This is a genomic window from Aquimarina sp. 433, assembly GCF_054054605.1.
This window is the reverse complement of the sequence record NZ_JBSWZK010000001.1, coordinates 939,657-961,661: the sequence shown is the minus strand read 5'-3', so window position 1 is coordinate 961,661 and position 22,005 is coordinate 939,657. Positions and strand designations below refer to the sequence as shown.

22 protein-coding genes are annotated in these 22,005 nt (G+C 32.9%); 14 read left to right on the top strand and 8 right to left on the bottom strand.

Annotated elements, in window-relative coordinates; translation table 11 throughout:
• Window positions 1-87: 87 nt before the first annotated feature.
• A complete protein-coding gene (locus tag ACWNT5_RS04185) occupies window positions 88-600 on the bottom strand; it encodes an RNA polymerase sigma factor (RefSeq protein WP_456516685.1) in 513 nt (170 codons plus the stop codon).
• Window positions 601-672: 72 nt separating this feature from the next.
• Between ACWNT5_RS04185 and ACWNT5_RS04180 the strand changes: the two genes are divergently transcribed.
• The 8 genes from ACWNT5_RS04180 to ACWNT5_RS04145 all read left to right on the top strand — a co-directional run bounded on the left by ACWNT5_RS04180 (window position 673) and on the right by ACWNT5_RS04145 (window position 8,182).
• Window positions 673-2,241: a 7TM domain-containing protein gene (locus ACWNT5_RS04180; protein WP_456516684.1), complete on the top strand. Its 1,569-nt coding sequence runs from the start codon at window positions 673-675 to the stop codon at window positions 2,239-2,241.
• A gap of 60 nt (window positions 2,242-2,301) precedes the next feature.
• Window positions 2,302-3,189 carry a sugar-transfer associated ATP-grasp domain-containing protein gene (locus ACWNT5_RS04175; RefSeq protein WP_456516683.1) on the top strand — a complete coding sequence of 296 codons (888 nt, stop codon included), beginning with the start codon at window positions 2,302-2,304 and terminating at the stop codon, window positions 3,187-3,189.
• Between the two features lie 16 nt (window positions 3,190-3,205).
• Window positions 3,206-4,339, top strand: a complete 1,134-nt coding sequence (locus tag ACWNT5_RS04170; protein WP_456516682.1) for a hypothetical protein — start codon at window positions 3,206-3,208, stop codon at window positions 4,337-4,339.
• A gap of 90 nt (window positions 4,340-4,429) precedes the next feature.
• The gene (locus tag ACWNT5_RS04165; protein ID WP_299610732.1) at window positions 4,430-4,786 is read left to right on the top strand and encodes a hypothetical protein; all 357 of its coding nucleotides are present in this window, start codon (window positions 4,430-4,432) and stop codon (window positions 4,784-4,786) included.
• 64 nt (window positions 4,787-4,850) lie between these two features.
• On the top strand, window positions 4,851-5,270 hold the full coding sequence (locus ACWNT5_RS04160; RefSeq protein WP_299610734.1) for a lipocalin-like domain-containing protein: 420 nt from the start codon (window positions 4,851-4,853) through the stop codon (window positions 5,268-5,270).
• A 665-nt stretch (window positions 5,271-5,935) separates the two neighbouring features.
• Window positions 5,936-6,955 carry a phenylalanine--tRNA ligase subunit alpha gene (pheS, locus tag ACWNT5_RS04155; RefSeq protein ID WP_299610738.1) on the top strand — a complete coding sequence of 340 codons (1,020 nt, stop codon included), beginning with the start codon at window positions 5,936-5,938 and terminating at the stop codon, window positions 6,953-6,955.
• Window positions 6,956-7,351 carry a hypothetical protein gene (locus ACWNT5_RS04150; RefSeq protein WP_299610740.1) on the top strand — a complete coding sequence of 132 codons (396 nt, stop codon included), beginning with the start codon at window positions 6,956-6,958 and terminating at the stop codon, window positions 7,349-7,351. It abuts the gene before it with no gap.
• Between the two features lie 216 nt (window positions 7,352-7,567).
• Window positions 7,568-8,182 (top strand): hypothetical protein, encoded by a 615-nt coding sequence (locus ACWNT5_RS04145; protein WP_299610743.1) that lies wholly within the window; start codon window positions 7,568-7,570, stop codon window positions 8,180-8,182.
• Window positions 8,183-8,300: 118 nt separating this feature from the next.
• Here ACWNT5_RS04145 and ACWNT5_RS04140 read toward each other — a convergent pair whose 3' ends face one another.
• Both ACWNT5_RS04140 and ACWNT5_RS04135 read right to left on the bottom strand, forming a co-directional pair.
• Complete coding sequence (locus tag ACWNT5_RS04140) at window positions 8,301-9,794, bottom strand: M56 family metallopeptidase (protein WP_299610745.1); 1,494 nt, start codon at window positions 9,792-9,794, stop codon at window positions 8,301-8,303.
• Window positions 9,795-9,798: 4 nt separating this feature from the next.
• Window positions 9,799-10,161, bottom strand: a complete 363-nt coding sequence (locus tag ACWNT5_RS04135; protein ID WP_299610748.1) for a BlaI/MecI/CopY family transcriptional regulator — start codon at window positions 10,159-10,161, stop codon at window positions 9,799-9,801.
• A 287-nt stretch (window positions 10,162-10,448) separates the two neighbouring features.
• On the opposite strand from ACWNT5_RS04135, the gene ACWNT5_RS04130 reads away from it, so the two are divergent.
• Window positions 10,449-11,870 carry an alpha/beta hydrolase family protein gene (locus ACWNT5_RS04130; protein ID WP_299610751.1) on the top strand — a complete coding sequence of 474 codons (1,422 nt, stop codon included), beginning with the start codon at window positions 10,449-10,451 and terminating at the stop codon, window positions 11,868-11,870.
• Between the two features lie 154 nt (window positions 11,871-12,024).
• A complete protein-coding gene (locus tag ACWNT5_RS04125) occupies window positions 12,025-12,723 on the top strand; it encodes a hypothetical protein (protein ID WP_299610753.1) in 699 nt (232 codons plus the stop codon).
• 76 nt (window positions 12,724-12,799) lie between these two features.
• Here ACWNT5_RS04125 and trpS read toward each other — a convergent pair whose 3' ends face one another.
• Window positions 12,800-13,768 carry a tryptophan--tRNA ligase gene (gene trpS, locus ACWNT5_RS04120; protein ID WP_456516681.1) on the bottom strand — a complete coding sequence of 323 codons (969 nt, stop codon included), beginning with the start codon at window positions 13,766-13,768 and terminating at the stop codon, window positions 12,800-12,802.
• 73 nt (window positions 13,769-13,841) lie between these two features.
• Here trpS and ACWNT5_RS04115 point away from each other — a divergent pair, with 73 nt between their 5' ends.
• Window positions 13,842-14,579 (top strand): lysophospholipid acyltransferase family protein, encoded by a 738-nt coding sequence (locus tag ACWNT5_RS04115; protein ID WP_299894060.1) that lies wholly within the window; start codon window positions 13,842-13,844, stop codon window positions 14,577-14,579.
• 138 nt (window positions 14,580-14,717) lie between these two features.
• Here the strand turns inward: ACWNT5_RS04115 and ACWNT5_RS04110 are convergent, their stop codons facing one another.
• From ACWNT5_RS04110 to recA, 4 genes are all read right to left on the bottom strand, one after another.
• Window positions 14,718-16,334, bottom strand: a complete 1,617-nt coding sequence (locus ACWNT5_RS04110) for a hypothetical protein (protein ID WP_456516680.1) — start codon at window positions 16,332-16,334, stop codon at window positions 14,718-14,720.
• A gap of 2 nt (window positions 16,335-16,336) precedes the next feature.
• Window positions 16,337-16,882, bottom strand: coding sequence for an RNA polymerase sigma factor (locus ACWNT5_RS04105; RefSeq protein WP_299610763.1), 546 nt, complete (start codon window positions 16,880-16,882; stop codon window positions 16,337-16,339).
• 38 nt (window positions 16,883-16,920) lie between these two features.
• On the bottom strand, window positions 16,921-17,343 hold the full coding sequence (locus ACWNT5_RS04100; protein WP_299610766.1) for a hypothetical protein: 423 nt from the start codon (window positions 17,341-17,343) through the stop codon (window positions 16,921-16,923).
• 196 nt (window positions 17,344-17,539) lie between these two features.
• Entirely contained in the window at window positions 17,540-18,553 is a 1,014-nt protein-coding gene (recA, locus tag ACWNT5_RS04095) for a recombinase RecA (RefSeq protein ID WP_299610768.1), read from the bottom strand.
• A 497-nt stretch (window positions 18,554-19,050) separates the two neighbouring features.
• On the opposite strand from recA, the gene trhO reads away from it, so the two are divergent.
• The 3 genes from trhO to ACWNT5_RS04080 all read left to right on the top strand — a co-directional run bounded on the left by trhO (window position 19,051) and on the right by ACWNT5_RS04080 (window position 22,004).
• Window positions 19,051-20,082, top strand: coding sequence for an oxygen-dependent tRNA uridine(34) hydroxylase TrhO (gene trhO, locus ACWNT5_RS04090; protein WP_456516679.1), 1,032 nt, complete (start codon window positions 19,051-19,053; stop codon window positions 20,080-20,082).
• Between the two features lie 145 nt (window positions 20,083-20,227).
• Window positions 20,228-21,523, top strand: coding sequence for a PSP1 domain-containing protein (locus ACWNT5_RS04085; RefSeq protein WP_456516678.1), 1,296 nt, complete (start codon window positions 20,228-20,230; stop codon window positions 21,521-21,523).
• Complete coding sequence (locus ACWNT5_RS04080) at window positions 21,510-22,004, top strand: gliding motility lipoprotein GldH (RefSeq protein WP_299610777.1); 495 nt, start codon at window positions 21,510-21,512, stop codon at window positions 22,002-22,004. Before ACWNT5_RS04085 ends, ACWNT5_RS04080 begins: the two co-directional genes overlap by 14 nt.
• The last annotated feature ends 1 nt before the right edge of the window (window position 22,005 follow it).

Genomic DNA, 22,005 nt, shown 5'->3' with positions numbered 1-22,005 from the left:
GTTATGTTTCGAATACTCAGATGTTTTACTATATCATACAGGTTTAATATCCGTATAACCGGCGTTTAGCAAAATACCCTACCTTGCTTAAATATTTTTTATAAGCTTTCTTAGTTTTTTAAGGGCATTGTGCATTCTTTTTTCTACTGCTTTTACCGAAATCCCTAGCATTTCGGCGATTTCGTTATATGTTTTTTTATCGATTCTATTAAGTAAAAATACTTCTCGTTGTGCTTCAGAAAGATCACCAATGGCATTTTGAAGCTTTATCATAAACTCCTTTTCTTCTAGAATAAAATCTGGAGATTCATGGTTCCTGTCTCTATGTGAAAGTTTGGAGTAGGCTAACCTCACTTTTTGATGTTCTACCTGATTTAAAAATAAATTGGTGGATACCTTATATAAAAAAGCTCGTGCTTTTTCCAGAATTACTTTTTTACAATTATTCCATAAACGGATAAAAGATTCTTGCATGATATCTTCTGCCTGGTCAGGGTCTCCACATTTATAATAGATATGATTTCTGATGGTTCTGGAGTGCGTTTTGAACAATTCGTTAAAGACATCTTGTTCACAAACAGATTTGGAGGATACACTCATATGTGAATTTTTTTTCGGTCCAGGGTAGGGTATTTTTTTTCTGCCCGGTTATACAGCCAAAAATAACTTATTATGAATTCCAAAACAAATCTTAGAACTGTGGTACTCCTAATTACAGTGATCGCCTTAACCTCAATTGCTTTTAAATTAAAACCCATCATATCTAGCTATGATGATTTTAATCCAGATAAAGTTTATAAAGTAAATTACAATTATTTTTTTAAGTCTGGAAATAAAAATACTTATGTAAAAGCATTTGTTCCGAAGAATAATTCGAGACAAAGAATTTCGGTAGGAAGTATCTATTTAGATAGTACGCTACACTTTAGTAAAAAGGAAGAACAACACGAAAATCTAAGAGCTGTTTGGAGTACTGATAGTAAGGATTCATACCATAATGTGAATTATGAGTTTATTTTCGAAGGGAAAGATAAAAGCTATATCATCCCTAAGAATTTTCTGAAAACTGCTAGTGGATATGAGTTGTTTTTACAACCTACAGCAAATATTCAATCAGATCATGATATGATCACTGATTTAGCAAAACAACTGATACAAAATGCTAGTACTGATAAGGAAATAGTTAGTACTGTTTTTGAATATGTTTCTAGTATTCCTTCGGCACCCATTATTACCCTTACGGATGCGCTCACAACGATTAAGCAGAATAGAGCTTCCTGTAATGGAAAAAGTAGGTTATTTGTTGCCTTATTACGGAATTTAGGATATCCAGCTAGAATTAAAGGAGGAATTATAGCTGAGAATACAACCAAAAGAACATCCCACGTATGGGCAGAAGTGCTTATCAATGAAAATTGGATTCCATTTGATACGCTCAACAATCATTTTGCATATCTACCCTCCAATTATTTAGAAATATATCAGGGAGATGAGTTTTTAATCACACATACATCTGGAATTCAGTTTGATTATACCTATCAGATCGAAGAAATGAATCACATCGCTTTTTTGAAGATGAACTCTGAAGAAATTTCAAAGCTGTCTGGTATTTCTCTTTGGAGTATGGTTGAATCTGGAATTATCTCGAAATCTTCCTTACATCTATTATTACTATTGCCATTAGGAGGATTACTAGTAGCATTTTTAAGAAATGTTGTCGGGATAAAAACCTTTGGAATTTTTCTTCCTGTTTTAATTGCATTTTCTCTGTTACATACTGGTTTTTTTACAGGAATTATCCTGTTTGTTGGGTTGATTCTATTGGTTGGTTTGATCTCGTATCCATTTGATTCTATTGGATTATTGTATACGCCTAAACTGGTGGTTTCACTCACCATTATGGTAGGTTTAATGATTATTGCTACCAATATTGGGTTAACTTTTGATATCAGTTGGTTAACTACATTAACATTTTTTCCAACGATCATTTTAACCATTGCGGCCGAACGGTTTTCTAGAGCTACGGTCGAAGATGGCTATAAAATTGCAATTGATAAGCTGTTCCAAACGATCTTGGCTACAACACTTTGCTATGGATTATTATCCTGGAAAGTACTGCCTTCTATCCTTATCATTTTTCCAGAAATTATTCTACTCATTATCGCATCAGCAATGCTTTTAGGAAGATATATAGGAATTCGATGGACAGAATTATACAGATTCAAACCAGTGCTACAATAGGTGCTATTGCCGTATAGCGAACATACTTTACAACAATATACCATCAATAAACAAAAGATTATGCTTTCAACATTTTTAAAAATAAAACCATCCAAAAAAAATGAAGTGGTGGGTTTAAACGAAAGGAATATAAAATTCATCTATCCCAATAATAAGAAAAAGGATTATCCCTTGGCGGATGACAAAGTTCGTACCAAAGAAATTCTACATCAGCATCAGATCCCATGTGCTAAAACATATGCAGTCGTAGCGTATAATAATGATATCAAAAAAGCTTGGGAAGCATGCAAACAATATGATGCGATGGCGATTAAACCCGCAAATGGATGCGGTGGTGGTGGAATAAAAATTATTAAAAGAGATCGTAATGGGAATTGGATCAGTAGCGGAAAAGTAATTACAGAACGACAAATATTTCAGCATATGGCTGCGATCATTATGGGATTCTTTTCTCTAGGTTCTCATGATAGGGTTTTGATTGAAGAATGTATAGAACCACATCCCTTTTTCCATAAAATTTATCCGGCAGGAGTTCCTGATTTTAGAATCATCACACTGCATCAAAATCCCGTGATGGGAATGCTAAGAATGCCAACAAATAGATCCGATGGAAAGGCAAATCTTCATCAGAATGGAGTAGGGATTGGAGTGGATTTAACTGCGGGAACATTAACGGAAGTGTATGATGGTAAGAATTATTTTGATCATCATCCCGATAGTGGATTTGTGATACAAAATATGCCTATTCCATATTGGGAAGAGATTCTGAAAATATCTATTGATACGGCAAGAGCTTTTCCTCTAAACTATCTAGGTATTGATATCGTCATAGACAAAAACAAAGGTCCCCAGATTATGGAGATCAACGTACGTCCAGGATTAGGGATTCAACTGGTGAATAAACAAGGATTAAAAAAAGCAATCAAAGAACAAATAAAAAATTATTAAAAAGGAGAAGAAATTTATGAATACAATAAAGATTTGGATGACCGTTTTGTTGGGTTTTATATATATGCAATCATTTAGTCAGATTAAAAATACGTTTAATATTGGCACTGAAGGTGGCTATGAATACAATTATTTTAGAAGCCCAAAAGAGATACGAACTGATGAAGGAATTTTAAATGAAAGTGATTTAATATCAAGTAGTTTTTATCAGGATGTCGAAGTGAACTACAAATTTAGATATCGATGGAAAAACAATCGATTTAGAATTTCGGCTAATCCATTTGCAAGGATTTTTTATGAAAACAGCGATGATAGTTATTGGAGTCTTAATACGGTAGCAAAATATGATTATAAGTTTAATAGAAAAACCGCTCTTATTGCCGAAGCTCGATTAATGAGAATGAATAGAGAAGGACTTGGAGGAGATCAAGATGTGCTTATTAATCCATTAGGATATACCAATTACGGAGGAACATTGGGAGTAGAATTTGCTCCGATCAAAAACAATGAGAGTTCTGTAGAAGGGTTCTATAATTTCAGAAATTTTGATGCATTTGGTGTCAGAGATTTACAATATAGTGAGTTTGGTGTGCAGCTAACTTCTGTGCAAACGTTTAAGATAGGTCGTTTGAAACATAAAGTAGGACTAAGTATTTATGCCAAAAAAAGACTGTATGATACCTTTAATACTAGTGATGTAGAACCCGACGGAGAAAGAGATTGGGATTATGTAAAAGGTACCTTGTCTTATGGATTACCAATCAATAAATACTTACAACTAAGACCTAGTTTTGTGTATTATATGCGTATCGATAATTCTACGAATCGCTCTGGATTTAATCAATTCGGTCCAGGAATCTCACTGAGATATAAGAATAAACGTACTAAAGTGCGCAGCTCTTTTTCATTTATAACTCGAGATTACACAGATATTGAAGCAAGAAATACAGAAGGAACAATTGGAGAAAATTTAAAGTATGAGTATGCTAACTTTCAATTAAATGCATCTCAAAAAATAGGTGGCGGTTTTTCTATCACGACTACGTTGTTTTCTAGAATTAGAAGTACAAATTATACCGATATAGACGCCAGGTCATTTAGGAATTATAGAAATCAATATGCTGGTATAGGCATATTGTGGGAGTTTTAAGATTTCTCCCGAATTGATGGTTGGTTTTTTAGTTAAGCGTTACTTTTGTAGCGCTTAATTTTTTATATATAACAAGCAAAATATTGGAGTATGGCTAGAGACGAGAAGCTTAAAGAACGATGGGAGATACTAGTTCAAAAATTATCTGCTCAATTTGGTGATGGTGAAGAACTGGATTTGGATGCAATCATATATTTAATAGGTGTTCAGGAATTGGGTCAAGTGCATCGTAGATTTAAGAAAGATGAAAAATTGGATCTCATGCATATCGCTATTTGTAGATTGTTAGAACCTTATGGATATTATGAATTCGATTATTTTGATGATGATGGCTGGCCTCATTATATCGTAAAAGAACAACTACCAAATCTAAAAGCAGGAGAACAATCCGTTTTAATGAAAGAAGCTATTGTGAATTATTTTTTGGCGAGTGAGTATATTTTTTAAAAAATGACGCAACCAATCGAAGAACTTGTCATCTAAGGAAGGTAATTATTAAAAAAACTATCTAATGAAAAAACTTATTGTATTATTTGTAGCGACTCTTTCTTTATGTATTACTTCTTGTGGAAGTGATGATGATGGTGTAAGTCAGGATGCATTAATTGGTTCTTGGCAATTTTCTCAAGAATTTGAAAATGGAGAATTGATTACTTCAGATCCTTGTGATCTTCAGGATGTGGTAACTTTTAATGCTGATGGAACGTTTACGGGAAGATCTTTTGAGGATGATGGAACAGGAACTTGTGTAGAGTTGGAAGGAATTACAGGTACTTGGGAAAATGGTGGAAACAATGTATATAGTTTTACCAGCGATGGGGAAACCGATACAGAAACTATTACTTTTTCTGCAAACACTTTTTCTATTGAGTACTCAGAAACTTTCGAGGGTACAACTACAGTATACAGAGAAGTGTATACAAGAATCTAAATTATAGACAAGATAAACCAAAAAAGGGAACCAAGTAGGTTCCCTTTTTTTATTGATATCTAATATTAGTAATTATCTACTCATGGCATACCAGCAAGCCGAAGGAAGATTACTAATTAAGTCTTTTAATCCTTTCATATCAATAATCAGAATTCCAAAAAATAACTTTTTCATATCCGGCAATTTTTAATTAAACATTATACCATAGCTAACTTTTAGCTATGCACCAATACATTACATTTATTTAGTTAGGTAAGGTCGTTTGGGAAGATTGTATTAACAGATTTACTATCTATTTTAATACATTTAAATATAACAAATTATCAAAGTATTTTCAAGAGTTTTAACGAGCTTTAACGATCTTTTTTACAGTCTTTTATGCTTTTTATGGTTGTAATCAGTTTTTAAGAGAATAAATATCTTAGGCAGAACCGGTTTTTGTACAAAAAGTTTCATTCGCTAGGCCATCTTATCTAGTAAATGACAATATTCTTCTTTGCATTTTCTAGTTGCATGATAGTGCATGACAACACAAAATACTTTTGGAAGAGTGATTTTTCTTAAAAATGAACATTTTATTGGCTAAATCATGCATTTTTTAGATCACATGTATGATTTTATGTATTACAAATGTTAAATTTGCCCTCTCTAATAAGCACAAGATCATGATCGACAAGATTAAAGAGTATATATCGGAAGTTGAAGATTTTTCAGCAAAAACCAAAGAAGAAGTAGAGGCATTCAGAATAAAATTTTTAGGCCGTAAAGGTATTGTTAAAGATTATTTTGAAGAATTTAAAAATATAGCTAATGATCAGAAAAAAGAATTTGGTCAGACGATAAATAATCTTCAAAATAAGGTAAAGCAAAAAGTTGAATACTTAAAAGACGAATTAGAATCTAAAGAAGAGGAAAAAGGAGCTTATGGAGATCTAACAAGACCATCAGAACCCATAGCTCTTGGTTCTAGGCATCCGATATCATTGGTAAAGAATCAGATTATAGATATATTTTCTCGTATTGGTTTTAATGTAAGTGAAGGTCCTGAGATTGAAGATGACTGGCACAATTTTACTGCACTTAATTTACCAGAATATCATCCAGCACGTGATATGCAGGATACATTCTTTATACAAACCGATCCTGATATCTTATTGCGTACCCACACGTCTTCTGTGCAGGTGAGATATATGGAAGAGAATAAACCACCGATCAGAACGATTTCTCCAGGGCGAGTATATCGAAATGAAGCTATTTCGGCAAGGTCACATTGTTTTTTCCATCAGGTAGAAGGATTGTATATAGATAAAGACGTTTCTTTTGCAGACCTAAAGCAAACATTACAATATTTTACTACCGAAATGTTCGGTAAATCTAAGATCAGACTACGTCCATCTTATTTCCCGTTTACAGAACCAAGTGCAGAGGTGGATGTGTATTGGGGACTAGAGACCGAAACGGATTATAAAATGACCAAAGGAACGGGATGGTTAGAGATCATGGGTTGTGGCATGGTAGATCCTAATGTCTTAAAAAACTGTAACATAGATCCAGAAGAATATAGTGGTTTTGCATTTGGTATGGGAATCGACCGTATTGCATTATTATTATACGGAGTTTCGGATATTCGTATGCTTAGCGAAAATGACGTACGCTTTTTAGAACAGTTTAAATCAGCCTTGTAATTGAGAAAGGACATAGAAATACCTGTTGTAAAAGACGTTCACATTGCTGTGGTAAAAGAATGGAATGAAGAGTTCGGTGGATATGATTGGAACTCATATATTATTAATGATCAAGAAACACCTATAGAAATGGTATTTGTGGTAACAAAAGGCTACAATACCGAAAAAAAGACTTCTTTATTACGTCACGGAATAGGTACTGTAGAAGCTAAATCATCTGCTAAAATAGAGATGATCCAAGAAGAGTTGTTTGTAATGAACAATGAGTTTGCGGTTTCGTTCTTTTCGGAAGGTAAATTATATGATAAGAAATACATCTTCAGAAAAAACACCATAAATGAAAATGCTTTTCGTGATCTTCCTGTTATGGAACAACGTGGTGTTTTGGTTTCTTAAATAATTCAGTTAAATAACTTCCTTAAAAACAGGTAAATACCCTGTGTGTAGATGTGCGTAAGGATGTACATTTGTCTCATATTTCGTAATTAAAACTTCACAAATAACTTTATGGTGCATTAAGCATTTATAAAGTTATCAAAATCTTCCCCAGTATCATTGGTATACCAACAGCCGATGGTGGTGGGGATTTTTTAATCTTAAAACCTAAATAATATGAAAAAAGTATTTTTTTTAGCGATAGCAATAACGATTGGGGTATTCTACGCATGCGAAAGAGAAACTGTAGAAGAAAAAACAGAAGTTGAAGCCATTGAAGCTGTAGATGCAACAGAAATTGAAGGCAAAAGATATGGTAGATGTTTCTATTTAATAGAGCCTGGATTGAAGTTTCAAGGGAGATGCTATACTACATTTCCAAGTATCTGTAAAATGTACAAAATTTGTATACCAGATATTATATATGATCCATGTTGGTTCGTACCGTGCTGGATAGATATTTTTGACCCTTGGATTATTTATGAAAAGATAGATCCGAGAGAGTTTATTTCTATCAAGGATAAATTGGAATTGGATATAGATCCAAAAGAAGCCGTAATTCCTTTTGCTTTAAATGAAAGAATTGCTGGATTACAAGTATATAACGAAGAGGGTATACTAAAAGGAGAGACTTTTGTAATTAAAGAAAATCTCGTTTTGGATGCTGAGGTTTCTAAGGAGCTTGGATTACAGGGGAATGTGGTAAAAGCAGGAGAGTATCCTGTTATTATTAACAAAGAGAGTGAAACTTTTAATGTCATTTTGGCTGTAGAAAAAGGTTTCGAAAGATAATATTCATGTAAAATCATCTTAAAGATTGAAATCCACGATGTGGATAAAAAAATGTTGGTAAAAATAAAGGCTGGTATGTAATACACATATCAGCCTTTTTATAAAATGATTATTCCTTTTATTCTTGTACTTCAAATATAATAGGTAAGGAGTATAAAACACTTACAGGAGCTCCATCTTTAATTCCTGGTTGCATTTTAGGTAACATTTTTATGACACGCGAACCTTCTTCTTCTAAGCTAGGGTGAGGCCCTCTTACTTTTATATCCTCGATATCTCCGCTCTTATTTATTTTAAATCGCGCATATATTCTTAATCGTCCTGTTAAGCCAATGTCGTTACCAAGTTTGGTATTAAACTCATTTGCCACATGCTTACTTATTTCTTGGGAAAAACATTTTTTAGCTTCTGCACCAGATAGATCACTACAATTAGGATGTATTGGAGCAGCATCTAATTTCATGAAAGGAACACCTTCTACTTCTACTTTTTCAGTGATTATAGGTTTTACTTTAGAAATAGTTTGCATTAAATTCTTGAAAATCTCGATGTTTTCAGGAGTTAATCCGTTTCCGGGCATACTATTTATATCCTGCATCAGTGTAGAAAATAGTTTCTCACTTTCTTCGGTATAAGCACCTTCATTTTCTATCTTATTTAAGAGATACTCTGCTCTTTCAGTAAGGGTTGTTAGAGGAACCTCTTTGTTTTCTATTACGTGCTGATCTTCAGAACAAGAGCTATATACTAACATGGCTGCAATGACTGGAATTAGCAATAAATATTTTAATTGATAGATTTTTTTTGATTTTGACTTTTGTAACATAACTAGTCGACTTTTAATTAGTGAATGATTAAAAAATGTATTGATAAATGATATTTTTTCGGTTTGAAAAACCTGTGATAAAAGGTCTTGGTAGTAAGCTTTTTTATTAGTGATAGAAATAGCTTTGGCATCTGCGATATACTCCTGAAGCATTGCCATTCTGTTTTGATATATATAGATTAATGGATTGAACCAGAATAATATGCGGAGTATTTCGAAAAAGATGAGATCAAAAGAATGATATTCTTTTACATGAATTTTTTCATGTTCTATCACATTAGTTTTTTTCAGTTGTGATAGGTTATTTCCTATATAAATGGTTTTAAAAAAGGAAAAAGCAGCGGTTGTATTAGGCAAGGAAACAAATGTAATATCTTTGGATTTTACTTTGGTTCCTGTCTTTTTTAGTCTTACAATTTTAAATATTTTATAGATAAATAATAATAAACTGGCTGTTATACCTACATACCATATATATCCTAATATGGGTATTAGTGAGTAATAATTAAAAGCCTCGGTTTGGGAAGCTATAACTACTTCTGGTAGGTTATAAACTTGCATTGGCGAACTCGTAATCAATACTTCTGGCAATTGAATACTATACGTATCTGGGATGGTATTTCTAATAAAATCGAACCTAAGTAAAGGAAGTAGTAAGCTTAAAACTGGTGTGAGAAGCAAGTAGATTCTATTCCAATTAAAAAAGGTTTCTTTTTTAAGAAATAGGTCATAGGTTAATAAGAAAAGTAATTGAAATGCAATGATTTGTAAAATGTAATGTATCATGATATTATTCTTCTTCCTGATTAATTTCTTTGAGAGCGTCTTCCATTTCGGCAATGCTGATATCATTTTTCTTCATAAAAAATGAAACCATGCTTTTAAAAGATCCCTGAAAATATCCATCGATTAGTTTTGTAATACTTTGATTGCTGTATTCAGTTTTCTGGACTATAGGAATATAAATGTGAATTCTCCCTTCTTTTCGGTAGTTTACAAAACCTTTATCTTCTAGAATCCTTACGATGGTTGATACAGTATTATATGCTGGTTTAGGTTCTGGCAACTCTTCAAGAATCTGAACTACACTTCCTTCATGCAAATCCCATAGGATTTTCATGATGTCTTCTTCCGCTTTCGTTAATTGTTTCATTTTTGAATGATTTTTACTTTCAAACTAAGGTCTTAGTTTGAGAATGCTAATGTAAACTAAATATTTAGTTTGAACTAATATTTTAGTTTTAAATTTACATTTTAACATGAATTAGGATCGCATTAAAGGTGTTGAGAAGGTAGAAAAGCCTTTAAAAATGGTAGTTTATCGCTTAAAATAAAATATTAAAAACAAATTAAGAATCTTGCGATATAATCACTTGATCCTATTGTAAAATGAGAGTTTTAGAGATATTTTTTCTTATTGTTATAACAGTTTTACCTTTTATGAAACGACCATTACTTCAGGTAGCATCTAAAAGATATATTATTTATTTTCTTCTGGTACTGACCGTATTACACCTTCTAATAGATGGTTGGCGCTGGCAGATGTTTCCTGCTTATGTAATCATGGCTATTCTGATTTGGAGAATTAGTCGTATTGATTTTATGAAGACCGTTAAGCCAACCTTTATTCGCGTTTTTGGATATCTATTATTGGTTTTAGTTCTTGTTGTAGGATGGTTTATACCACAAGTACTTCCTGTTTTTTCTTTACCAGAACCAACAGGTATATACCAAGTAGGAAGTAAATGGACACACGTGAAAACTGACCTTGATGAAGTAATTACAAAGGATCCTTTTGATAAAAGAGAACTCATGGTAAAAATGTGGTTTCCCACCGATGATATTTCAAAAGGCGAGAGAGAACCTTATGTAGATGAGGCTAATCGGTTAGGTTTTATCAGAAAGTATAGTATGGGAATTTTACCTTCATGGACCATCAATTACCTAGATCGAGTAAAGACCTATGTGTATAAAGGAGCGCCTATTGCCCAACAGAAGTTTCCTGTCTTAATTTTCTCTCCAGGTTATGGTTCTAAATCTACAGGGTATTATGCATTATTATCGGAATTAGCAAGCCATGGATATATCATTGTTAACGTATCCCATACATATGAGAGTTTAGGGACTACTTTTCCAGATGGCACACAGAAGTTTTTTGATTATGAATATCAGTACGAACAAGACGCTTCATCTATGGAGCATATCTTGCCAATAAAAGAAGCATTTAGCAAAGATATTTCTTTTGAGGAGCGTCATAAAATACTAAGAGAAGCCTCTAAAGACTATTTCGTGACTCATATTGTAGAAAGATGGTCTAAAGACTTAATATATGTTATAAGTCATTTAGAAAAATTGAATACTGACGGATTTTTCAAAGAGCGACTAGATTTAGATAATATTGGGGCTTTTGGACATTCTAGAGGTGGTGGAGCTGCAGGACAAACAGCGTTAAAAGACAAAAGAGTAAAAGCTGCTGCTAATATAGATGGGATTCAATGGGGTGAAATGATGGATACGATATTTCAAAAACCTTTTCTTTTCTTATCTGCAGACTGGCCCGAAGATCACGAAAATATAAGTGCTCATGCATATGTAAACAAGAGTACCGATTATTTTTATGAATGTAAGTTGCTGACGTCTGGACATCCAAACTTTATGGATATTCCTCTTATGATCCCGCTACAATTGCTAGCAGGTACGGGTACTATTGATGCAGAACAAGGCTTAAAAATAACTAATGAGTTGATAGTTGAATTCTTTGATAAACACCTAAAAAAGGATGTTAAAGCAGATCCTTTTAAAATCAGGGAAAAGTATAATTTATTAGAAATGAAAGTTCATAAAGGAGATTCTATTAAATAGTAAAGTAGATATGAAGATAATTTTATTTCTAAATGTTTACTTCCATATTATGGTTTACACTAATGGTCAAAGAACTTCACAAGACCACAACGATTAAGAGTTGTAAATGGTCTGGGAAGTTCTTTTTTATTTTTTAACTTAAAACCATATAATCATGAAAAAACGATCAATAGTAATCATTGGGGCAATGTTATTTGCGTTAGTAGCTTGTCAAAAAGAAAATGTAACAGAAGAAACTGGTATTTCGGAAATGAATGTAGAACAAAATAGTATCGATCTACAGGAAAAAAGATCTGGTGAGTTTTGTAGATTTACGTTACAGATTGATGCTCGAAGTGTAATTGATCCTATTACAGGAAATCTTGTATGCCGATATAGTGCAGGTAATGTTTGCGCTATTGTAGAATGTATACCTGATCCAGATATTATTTTTGAATTACCTCCAGTTATTTGGGATCCATGTTTAGTAGTTCCGTGTGGCATAGATTTTATAGATCCTTGGATCATCAATGAACGAATCAACCCTAAAGAGTTTAGATCCTTTAAAGAACTCTATGAGCTAAGGATAGATGAAAGCGTAGAAGGTATTCCGTTCGCATTAAATAAAAATGTATTGGGAGTACAGTTTTATGAAACACCAACATCTGGGTTACAAGATCATGAAATTGCTTATGGAGATCCAACTCCGCAACCAAGTGTATTCTATTTGGAAAACAAAATTGTTTTAGATCCAGTAATGGCGAAAAAAATGGGATTACAAGGAAATGTGATTCTGCCTGGAAAATATCCTGTTATGGTTAACAAGGAAGATAAAACACACAATTTATTGGTAGTAGTAGAAAATGGATTCTAAACATTTAATTGCGTAGTAAAAAATGAAAGCCAGTTCTAGAACAACTGGCTTTCTTATATTTTATGTATGGCACTAATTAGTATCCCACTTTTTCACGTACTCTAGAAAGTACTTTTGCGGCTACTTCTGAAGCTTTTTTTGCTCCAACTGCTAAGGCTTTATCTACTTCTTCAAGATTTTCCATATAGTAGTTGTAGCGTTTACGCTCTTCGGCAAACTTGCTTATTAAAAGTTCGTACAATGCTTGTTTTGCATGTCCATATCCGTAGTTGCCTCCTTCATAATTTGCTCGCATTTCTGATATTTTATCAGGTGATGCAACCAGTTGATACAAGGCAAATACATTACAAGTATCTGGATCTTTAGGTTCTTCTAGAGGAGTACTATCTGTTTGAATAGACATAATATCTTTACGTAATTTTTTGTCTGGTAAAAATAGATTAATAGTATTTCCTTTAGATTTACTCATTTTAGCTCCATCAGTTCCCGGAACGTGCATGGTTTCTGATCTAAACTGAGCTTTAGGTAAAACAAAAATTTCTCCTACTTTATTGTGTATTCTTTCTGCTACATCACGTGTAAACTCTAAATGTTGTTCTTGATCTTTTCCCACAGGAACAATTTCAGCATCATATAATAAAATATCGGCTGCCATTAACATAGGATAAGTGAATAACCCAGCATTTACATCTTCTAATCGATCCGCTTTATCTTTAAAAGAATGTGCTAAGGTCAACCTCTTATATGGGAAAAAACAATTAAGGTACCAAGCAAGTTCTGTTACCTGTGGAACATCGCTTTGACGATAAAACACAGTTTTTTCTATATCTAAACCAAAAGCTAACCAGGTTGCAGCAGTAGAGTAGGTATTCTCCCTTAATATCTTAGCGTCTTTAATTTGTGTGAGCGAATGCATATCTGCAATAAATAAGAAAGATTCATTCTCTGGTTGATTTGCCATCTGAATTGCAGGAATGATTGCACCTAGTAAATTTCCTAGATGAGGAGTTCCTGTACTTTGCACTCCTGTTAGAATTCTTGCCATAGTATTTTTTAGTTTCCGGCAAAGGTAATTTTTTTGTTCACATACCTCAAACCAATTATGTATTTTTGAAATTATGATCCTAAGGTATATATTAATACTTCTTTGGCGTATTTGGTTTTATATAATGATGGGAGTTCCTATTATTATATTATTTCCAGTGTTGCTGATATTGACTTCTAGAGAAGAATGGTATGCTAAATTCTTTGTAGTAGCTCGTTTTTGGGCAAAGATAGTATTGTATGGTAGTGGTTTTGTTCCAAAAGTGAAGCAGGAGGGAGAAGTCGATCGAAATAGAAGTTATATGTTTGTTGCTAACCATACCTCTATGGCCGACATTATGTTGATGTTATATTGTATAAAGAATCCTTTCGTTTTTGTTGGAAAAAAGGAATTGGCAAAAATTCCAATATTTGGTTTTTTCTATAAAAGAACGTGTATTCTGGTAGATCGAAGTAGCCAAAAGAGTAGAAAAGAGGTTTTTGATAGAGCTCAAGAAAGATTAAAAGGTGGTACCAGTATTTGTATTTTTCCGGAAGGAGGAGTGCCAGATGATGAATCGGTTATGTTGGATGAGTTTAAAGACGGAGCGTTTAGACTTGCGATCGATCATCAAATTCCTATTCTTCCGTTAACTTTTCTGGATAACAAGAAACGATTTTCTTATACTTTTTTTAGTGGAAGTCCAGGTTTGATGAGAGCTTTTGTACATAATGAAATTCCTACCAAAGATTTTACTCAAGATCATAAAAAAGAACTTAAGAGCAAAACGAGAACTGTTATTTTGAATAAACTAAGTTCAAATTCCTTATAGATAAATACATTGTTTAAAAACAAAAGCTGTTCCTCCCCAGAAACAGCTTTGTCATCATTGCTTCCCTAGAGCAATAATTTAACCTAACCAACTAAATTTACCTAACACATTTTTAGGTATTTTTTCTTTTTCATGATACTAAAACCTAAAACTTACTCCAGTATATACACCAAAATAATAAGGCCTAAAATTTTGAGCGTTATCTCTAAAACCATTAAACTGATATTTAAAGATAGGCTCCATATTGATCTTAAATTGATCTGATAATTTATAATCAAACCCTATGCCAATATTACCACTAAAGCTAACATCATTTACGGTCTGCTCTCTTGATACATTATTATTTCTAAAACTTCCGGCAATCACAGAAACTTCATCACTTTCTAAAAATAAAGTGCTTACTCCTCCTATCATATGAATACCCATTTTAGAATCTGTAAGGGCATATTTCAGTTCTAAAGGAACTTCAATATATCCTATACTGTGATTAAGCAGTCCAGGATTTTGTGAAGTAACCAGAATTTCACTGTTAACATCTCCAGGTGGAGGTGCAAGGGAAATAGAACCATTACGATAATCCGATACTACAATGCTTTGTGTATTGCCAGCTCCGTTGGCATCTCTTCCTAATGCAGCAATTCCAAAACCTACATCTTCGGTGTTATACCCTACATCTACTTTACTTACACCAGATCTTACAATTAATCTTTTATTTATAGCATACGCAACTTGTATTCCGTAACTAAGATTAACTTCTCCTTGTTTTGTATTATCCGAGAATTGCGGATCTATTGAAGAACCGCCAAAAGAATCATAATAAACTGGTGCTACATTAGGAGCAATATTCCATCTTTTTTCTTTTTCAGGATCCGAAGTGACAACAACTTTTTCTTTGTTTTCCTTTTCTTTAATAGCATCAAAGATTGATTTTTTACCAGTATTATCTGGATTTTCAATTTCTTTTGACTCCCCAGTATCACTAGCAATAGCTTCTTTAATATTATTGTCAATAATGGTAGGATCTACAAAATTAGAATCATTATCAATAATTGACTGCTTTTTACCATCAACGGTTGTACTTTCTTGCGTTGCTATTTTCTGTAGTTCATTCTTGTTAGAAGTAGTTGTTAGGTTTTGCTTTTCTATTTTAGAATTTGTGCTTTTAGATACAGTAGCAATATCAGATGTAAATTTTTCTTCTTGGATAGTAGTGTTATTTCTTATATCGTTACGATTTAGATTATTCGTGTCTTGTTTTTCTTCAGTTACAGATGTAATTGATGTATTCTGTTTATTAGCAGTATGATTAGAAGGGTTTATATTATCAGTAAATGGCTGTGTTTTGTTAGAATCGGATATAGAAGTATCTGTAAGAGCCTCATTATTCGTGCTCATATTCTCTTCTTCACCATCTGTAAAACTAGCTTCCTGATTTACGAAACCTTCTTTAGGTTTATTTAACTCGATACTAGGGTTTTTAGGTGTAATTACATTTTCATCCTGAACATTATCATTGGTAACAATTACATTATTTTTATTAGCCGTGTCAGGTAATAAAAAAGAACCTACTGATAAAATAACCGCAACTAAAGCAGCTACTCCTGCAACTCTGTACCAAAAAGGTATAATTAATATACGTTTGCGATCATCATTTTTACGGGCTTTTATTTTTTCCCATACCGCATCATTAGGAGTAACTTCAAAATCTTTGAATTTCTCCTGAAATAATCTGTCTATATTTTTTTTATCATCCATCTTCATCCTTCAATTGATTGAACACGATGTTCTTGATTACTTTCTATTTTTTCTTTTAAAATATTTCTTGCTCTCGCTAAATTAGACTTAGATGTTCCTACAGAGATCTCTAACATTTTGGCTATTTCTTTATGAGAATAACCATCTAAAACATATAGATTAAATACCAATCTATATCTATCAGGTAATTGTTGGATGATCTCTAATAAATAGTCTAAAGAAACATTGTCTTCATCTATTTCTACCTCTACATCTTCAATCTGCTCTTCTCCAATAATTTCGAATACTTTTTGTTTTCGATATTTTTGTAAAGCAGTGTTTATGGTTATTCGTTTAACCCATCCTTCAAAAGAGCCTTTTCCGTTATATTGTCCTATCTTATCAAAAATTGTAATAAAAGCGTCTTGCAAGGTATCTTCAGCACTAGAGTAATTATTCGAATATTTTAAACATATTGAAAATAATTTACTACCGTATAATTTATACAGTTGCTCTTGTGCCTTAGCATCTTGTTTTTTACACTTTTTTATGAGTTGCTCTAAACTCACGAACAATTTTGTTTGAGTTAAAAAGTTTAAACGAAATATTAATCTACAACAGGGACTTCCCTGATTAAAAATTGATTCTCTCCTTGATCATCTCTTCCTTGCCAAAATCTAAAAACATAAGAATCTTCTGAACCTACAATAAAATTAATAGATGCATCGATGAGATCACTTTGTGATAGATCTTCACATTCACGATCATTTACAACAACATTTACTACTGAAACCGTACGTTCATTAGATAATCTGTCATAATCAAAACCACTAAATGAATGACAATCAGAAGGTCTAAAATACGAAACAGTTATTTCATAGGTTTCTCCTCTTGTAAATTGATCCGGAATATCCACTTGTTCTATGGGTACTAACTCATAAGAGAAGTTAATGCCCAAATCATCATTTGTTAAACAACTAGATAAACAGGCTGTTACAATGATTAGTGCTATTATTTTAATCCTTTTCATACTGCTAACTTTGGGGTTATACATACCAAATTCTATTTAATAGATGATGAGTTAGTACGAAGGTTGCGTTTAAAGTATAAAAAAATAGTAGATTTTACTTATTTAATATTTCAGCGAAAAAATTTGCTTTTGTTTTGGTGTTTTGACAAAAAAAATCCCGAGAACTCGGGATTTTTGTATAGAATTTGAAAATTGTTTATTCACTAACAATTTTGATAGCTTCTTTTATCTTCTCCTCTAATTCTTCCATAAGCTCAGGATTATCATTAAGTAATGATTTTACTGAATCTCTTCCCTGCCCAAGTTTTGTGTCCTGATAGCTAAACCAAGATCCACTCTTCTTTACGATTTCATAATCAACTCCGATATCAATGATCTCGCCAGTTTTAGAAATTCCTGTTCCATACATAATATCAAACTCAGCAGTTCTGAATGGTGGCGCCACTTTGTTTTTTACAACTTTAACACGAGTTTTATTTCCTTGCACTTCGCTATTGCTGTTTTTAATCTGTGTCGATCTTCTGATGTCTAAGCGTACAGATGCATAAAATTTAAGTGCATTACCTCCAGTAGTGGTTTCTGGGTTACCAAACATAACTCCAATCTTCTCACGCAACTGATTAATAAATATTACTGTACAATTAGTTTTACTAATAGAACTGGTTAATTTTCGTAGTGCTTGAGACATTAATCGAGCATGAAGTCCCATTTTAGAATCACCCATTTCTCCTTCGATTTCACTCTTTGGAGTTAAGGCTGCTACAGAGTCAATTACGATAATATCAATTGCTCCTGATCTGATCAGATTGTCAGCAATTTCTAACGCTTGCTCACCATGATCAGGCTGTGAAATAATAAGGTTGTCAATATCTACTCCTAATTTTTCTGCATAGAATCTATCAAAGGCATGCTCTGCATCTATAAAAGCAGCAATTCCGCCATTTTTTTGCGCTTGCGCTATTGCATGTAATGTCAAAGTGGTTTTACCAGAAGATTCTGGCCCAAAAATTTCTATAACTCTTCCTTTAGGATATCCTCCAACTCCAAGTGCTAAATCCAAACCTAGAGATCCCGTAGGAATAACTTCTACTTCCTGAACTGCATCATCTCCCATTTTCATTACAGTTCCCTTACCATAAGCTTTATCTAGCTTGTCTAAAGTTAGTTTTAACGCTTTTAATTTTGCATCTTTTTCTTTTTCAGTACTCATGCGCTGACTCTCTTTTGTAATTGATTTTTGCTAAAATACTACAAGTTTTTTGCATAATACTTTCAAATATTCAACTTAGGCAACTAATTTATTAACAATGATCTGGTTCTTTAACCCGTTTTATGCTGCTTAATTTTTTTTTAATGATGGACGCAACCTTTTTTATATAATGGCATCTACCTAAAAAGCAATACTAGAACAATTGTGCGTAAAGAAGATGTAGATGAAGTTTCTTAAAAGAGTCGTAAGACATAACCTTTATGGACATATAACTACGAAAATTAGTAGTTGTATAGTAGAAGGTGGCTAGCTTCTTTATTTGATTTTAATCGTTTAGATGAAATAATTATTCAAATAACGAATTAGCCAAAAAATGCCTTGAAGTGGTTTTCAAGGCATTTTTTTATGGAGACAATCATACTCTTGGATATTATAGCAGGATTTGTACTTTTGCAAAAAAAATTAAATTATTTCTCTAACTTAAAAATTAGTATAGCATGCAACTGTACAATAAATTAAGTGCAAAAGAGAGAGCAGCCCTTATTGATGAGGCAGGTACGGATCGTCTTACGCTTTCTTTTTATAAATACGCACACATCGGTAACACCGAAATTTTCAGAAATCACTTATTTATTAATTGGAATGAATTAGATGTACTTGGTCGAATTTATGTGGCCAATGAAGGAATCAATGGTCAATTATCGGTTCCTGCTCCTAACTTTAATGCTTTTAAGGAACATCTGGATAGCATTACATTTTTAGAAAATGTAAGATTAAACATTGCAAGAGAGCAAGATGTAAAATCTTTTTTAAAGTTAAAGGTAAAAGTTCGTAAGAAAATTGTCGCGGATGGATTAAACGATGATACGTTCGATGTTACCAATAAAGGAGTACACGTGGATGCTGAAAAATTCAACCAATTAATAGAAGATCCCGATACTATTTTGGTGGATATGCGTAATCACTATGAAAGTGAAATAGGACATTTTAAAGGAGCTATCACTCCAGATGTTGATACATTTCGAGATTCATTAGATATTATAGAAGAAGACTTAAAAGAGCACAAAGAAGATAAAAACCTGGTGATGTATTGTACAGGAGGAATCCGATGTGAAAAAGCAAGTGCATATTATAAGCATAAAGGTTTTAAAAAAGTATTTCAGTTAGAAGGTGGTATTATAGAATATGCCAGGCAAGTGGAAGAAAAAGGACTTGAAAACAAATATTTGGGAAAAAACTTTGTTTTTGATCATAGAAGGTCCGAAAGAATATCAAACGATATCATATCTAATTGCCATCAGTGTGGAAAACCTTGTGACACCCATGTAAACTGTGCTAACGAGGCATGTCATTTGTTGTTTATTCAATGTCCAGAATGTGCGGTAAAAATGGATAATTGTTGTTCTGTTGAATGTAAAGACATTAACAGTTTGTCGTATGAAGAGCAAAAAGCACTTCGTAAAGGAAAAGGGAACAGCAATAAGATATTCAAAAAAGGGCGTTCTGAGGTATTAAAATTTAAGCAGTAATGCTAAAATGATTTAGATGCTATGGATTTAAAAGAAATCATAGTATCTTTATCGATTAAGTGAATGTTGGATGAGGAACATCCGACCTGAGTAAGAATCATATTTGTCGCATATTTTGCGAGCAAATTACAATATATAAAAGTATATGGGGTGTAGTAGTTGTTCCTCCGGGAAAGACGGACAGCCAAAAGGATGTAAGAATAATGGTACTTGTGGCACAGATGGTTGTAATAAGTTAACCGTTTTTGATTGGTTAGCGAATATGTCGCTTCCAAGTGGTGTAGCTCCTTTTCATTGTGTAGAAGTTCGTTTTAAAAACGGAAGAAAAAGCTTCTTTAAAAATACAGAAAATTTATCGTTAAGCATAGGAGATGTTGTAGCTACAGAAGCTTCTCCTGGTCATGATGTAGGGATTGTATCACTTACAGGCGAATTGGTACGTATCCAAATGAAGAAGAAAAAGGTAGATATCGATAGCGATGATGTAAGAAAGATTTACAGAAAAGCATCGCAAAAAGATATTGATATCTGGCAAAAAGCTAGGGATCGTGAGAAACAGATTCAGGTAAGATCTAGAGAAATTGCCATTCGCTTAAATTTGCAAATGAAAATCTCTGATATAGAATTTCAGGGAGATGGATCCAAATGTACTTTTTATTATACTGCAGAGGAACGAGTAGATTTTAGACAGCTTATTAAAGAGTTTGCACAAGAATTCAGTACTAGGATAGAAATGAGACAAATTGGTTTTCGTCAGGAAGCAGCTCGTTTAGGAGGGATTGGATCTTGTGGGCGCGAATTATGCTGTTCTACGTGGCTTACAGATTTTAGGTCAGTGAATACCAGCGCGGCAAGATATCAGCAACTATCTTTAAATCCTCAAAAGTTAGCAGGCCAGTGTGGGAAATTAAAGTGTTGTTTGAATTATGAATTGGATGCTTATATAGATGCGCTGAAGGAGTTTCCGAAGACCGAAGTAAAATTGAAAACGGAAAAGGGTACAGCTGTTTGCCAGAAAATAGATATTTTCAAAGGATACTTATGGTATGCCTATGAAGGAGAATGGATGAATTGGCATAAAATATCTGCGGATCATGCAAACGAAATTATAGAGGCTAACAAGAAAAATGAAAAAGTACTTGGACTAGAGGAATTTGCTTCTGAACTATTAGAAGATACTAAAGTAGATTTTGAAAACGTTGTAGGACAAGATAGTTTAACAAGATTTGATCAACCTAAAAGAAGTAAAAGAAGAAGAAATAAGAACAGGAATAGAAATAAGAAAAAGGTTGCTGCGGATACTACTGCTAAAAAGCAAAACTCGCAAAAAACTAAAGAGAATCCTTCCAATACCAATACTAAAAATTCTAATTGGAAAAAGAATAATCAACGTAATAAAAAACGAAAACCACAGCAACGAAAAAATAATGATAAATCTTAGACTTATTATACTACTTTTTTTAGGCGTTTGCTTGTATTCATGTGATGATGCAAGGGTTTTTGATGAATATAAAACAGTTTCCAGTTCTTGGGAAAAACAAGAAAAAGTTACTTTTAATTTACCAGAATTAGACTCTATAGAAAACTATAACTTATTCATTAATGTAAGAAACAATAATGATTATAAGTTCAGTAATCTTTTCTTGATTAGTGAAATGGAATTTCCAAATGGTAAGATTGTTACAGATACATTAGAATATGAAATGGCAAAACCAAATGGAGAATGGTTAGGTGTAGGTTTTTCTGATGTAAAAGAGAACAAGCTGTGGTATAAGGAGAACGTTAGTTTCACAGAAAATGGGGTGTATAAAGTTACGCTTCAGCATGCTATGAGGAAGAATGGAGAGACATTCGGTATTAATGAACTCGAAGGAATTACAGATATTGGTTTTAGAATAGAATTTGCACAAAATCCTAAATAAT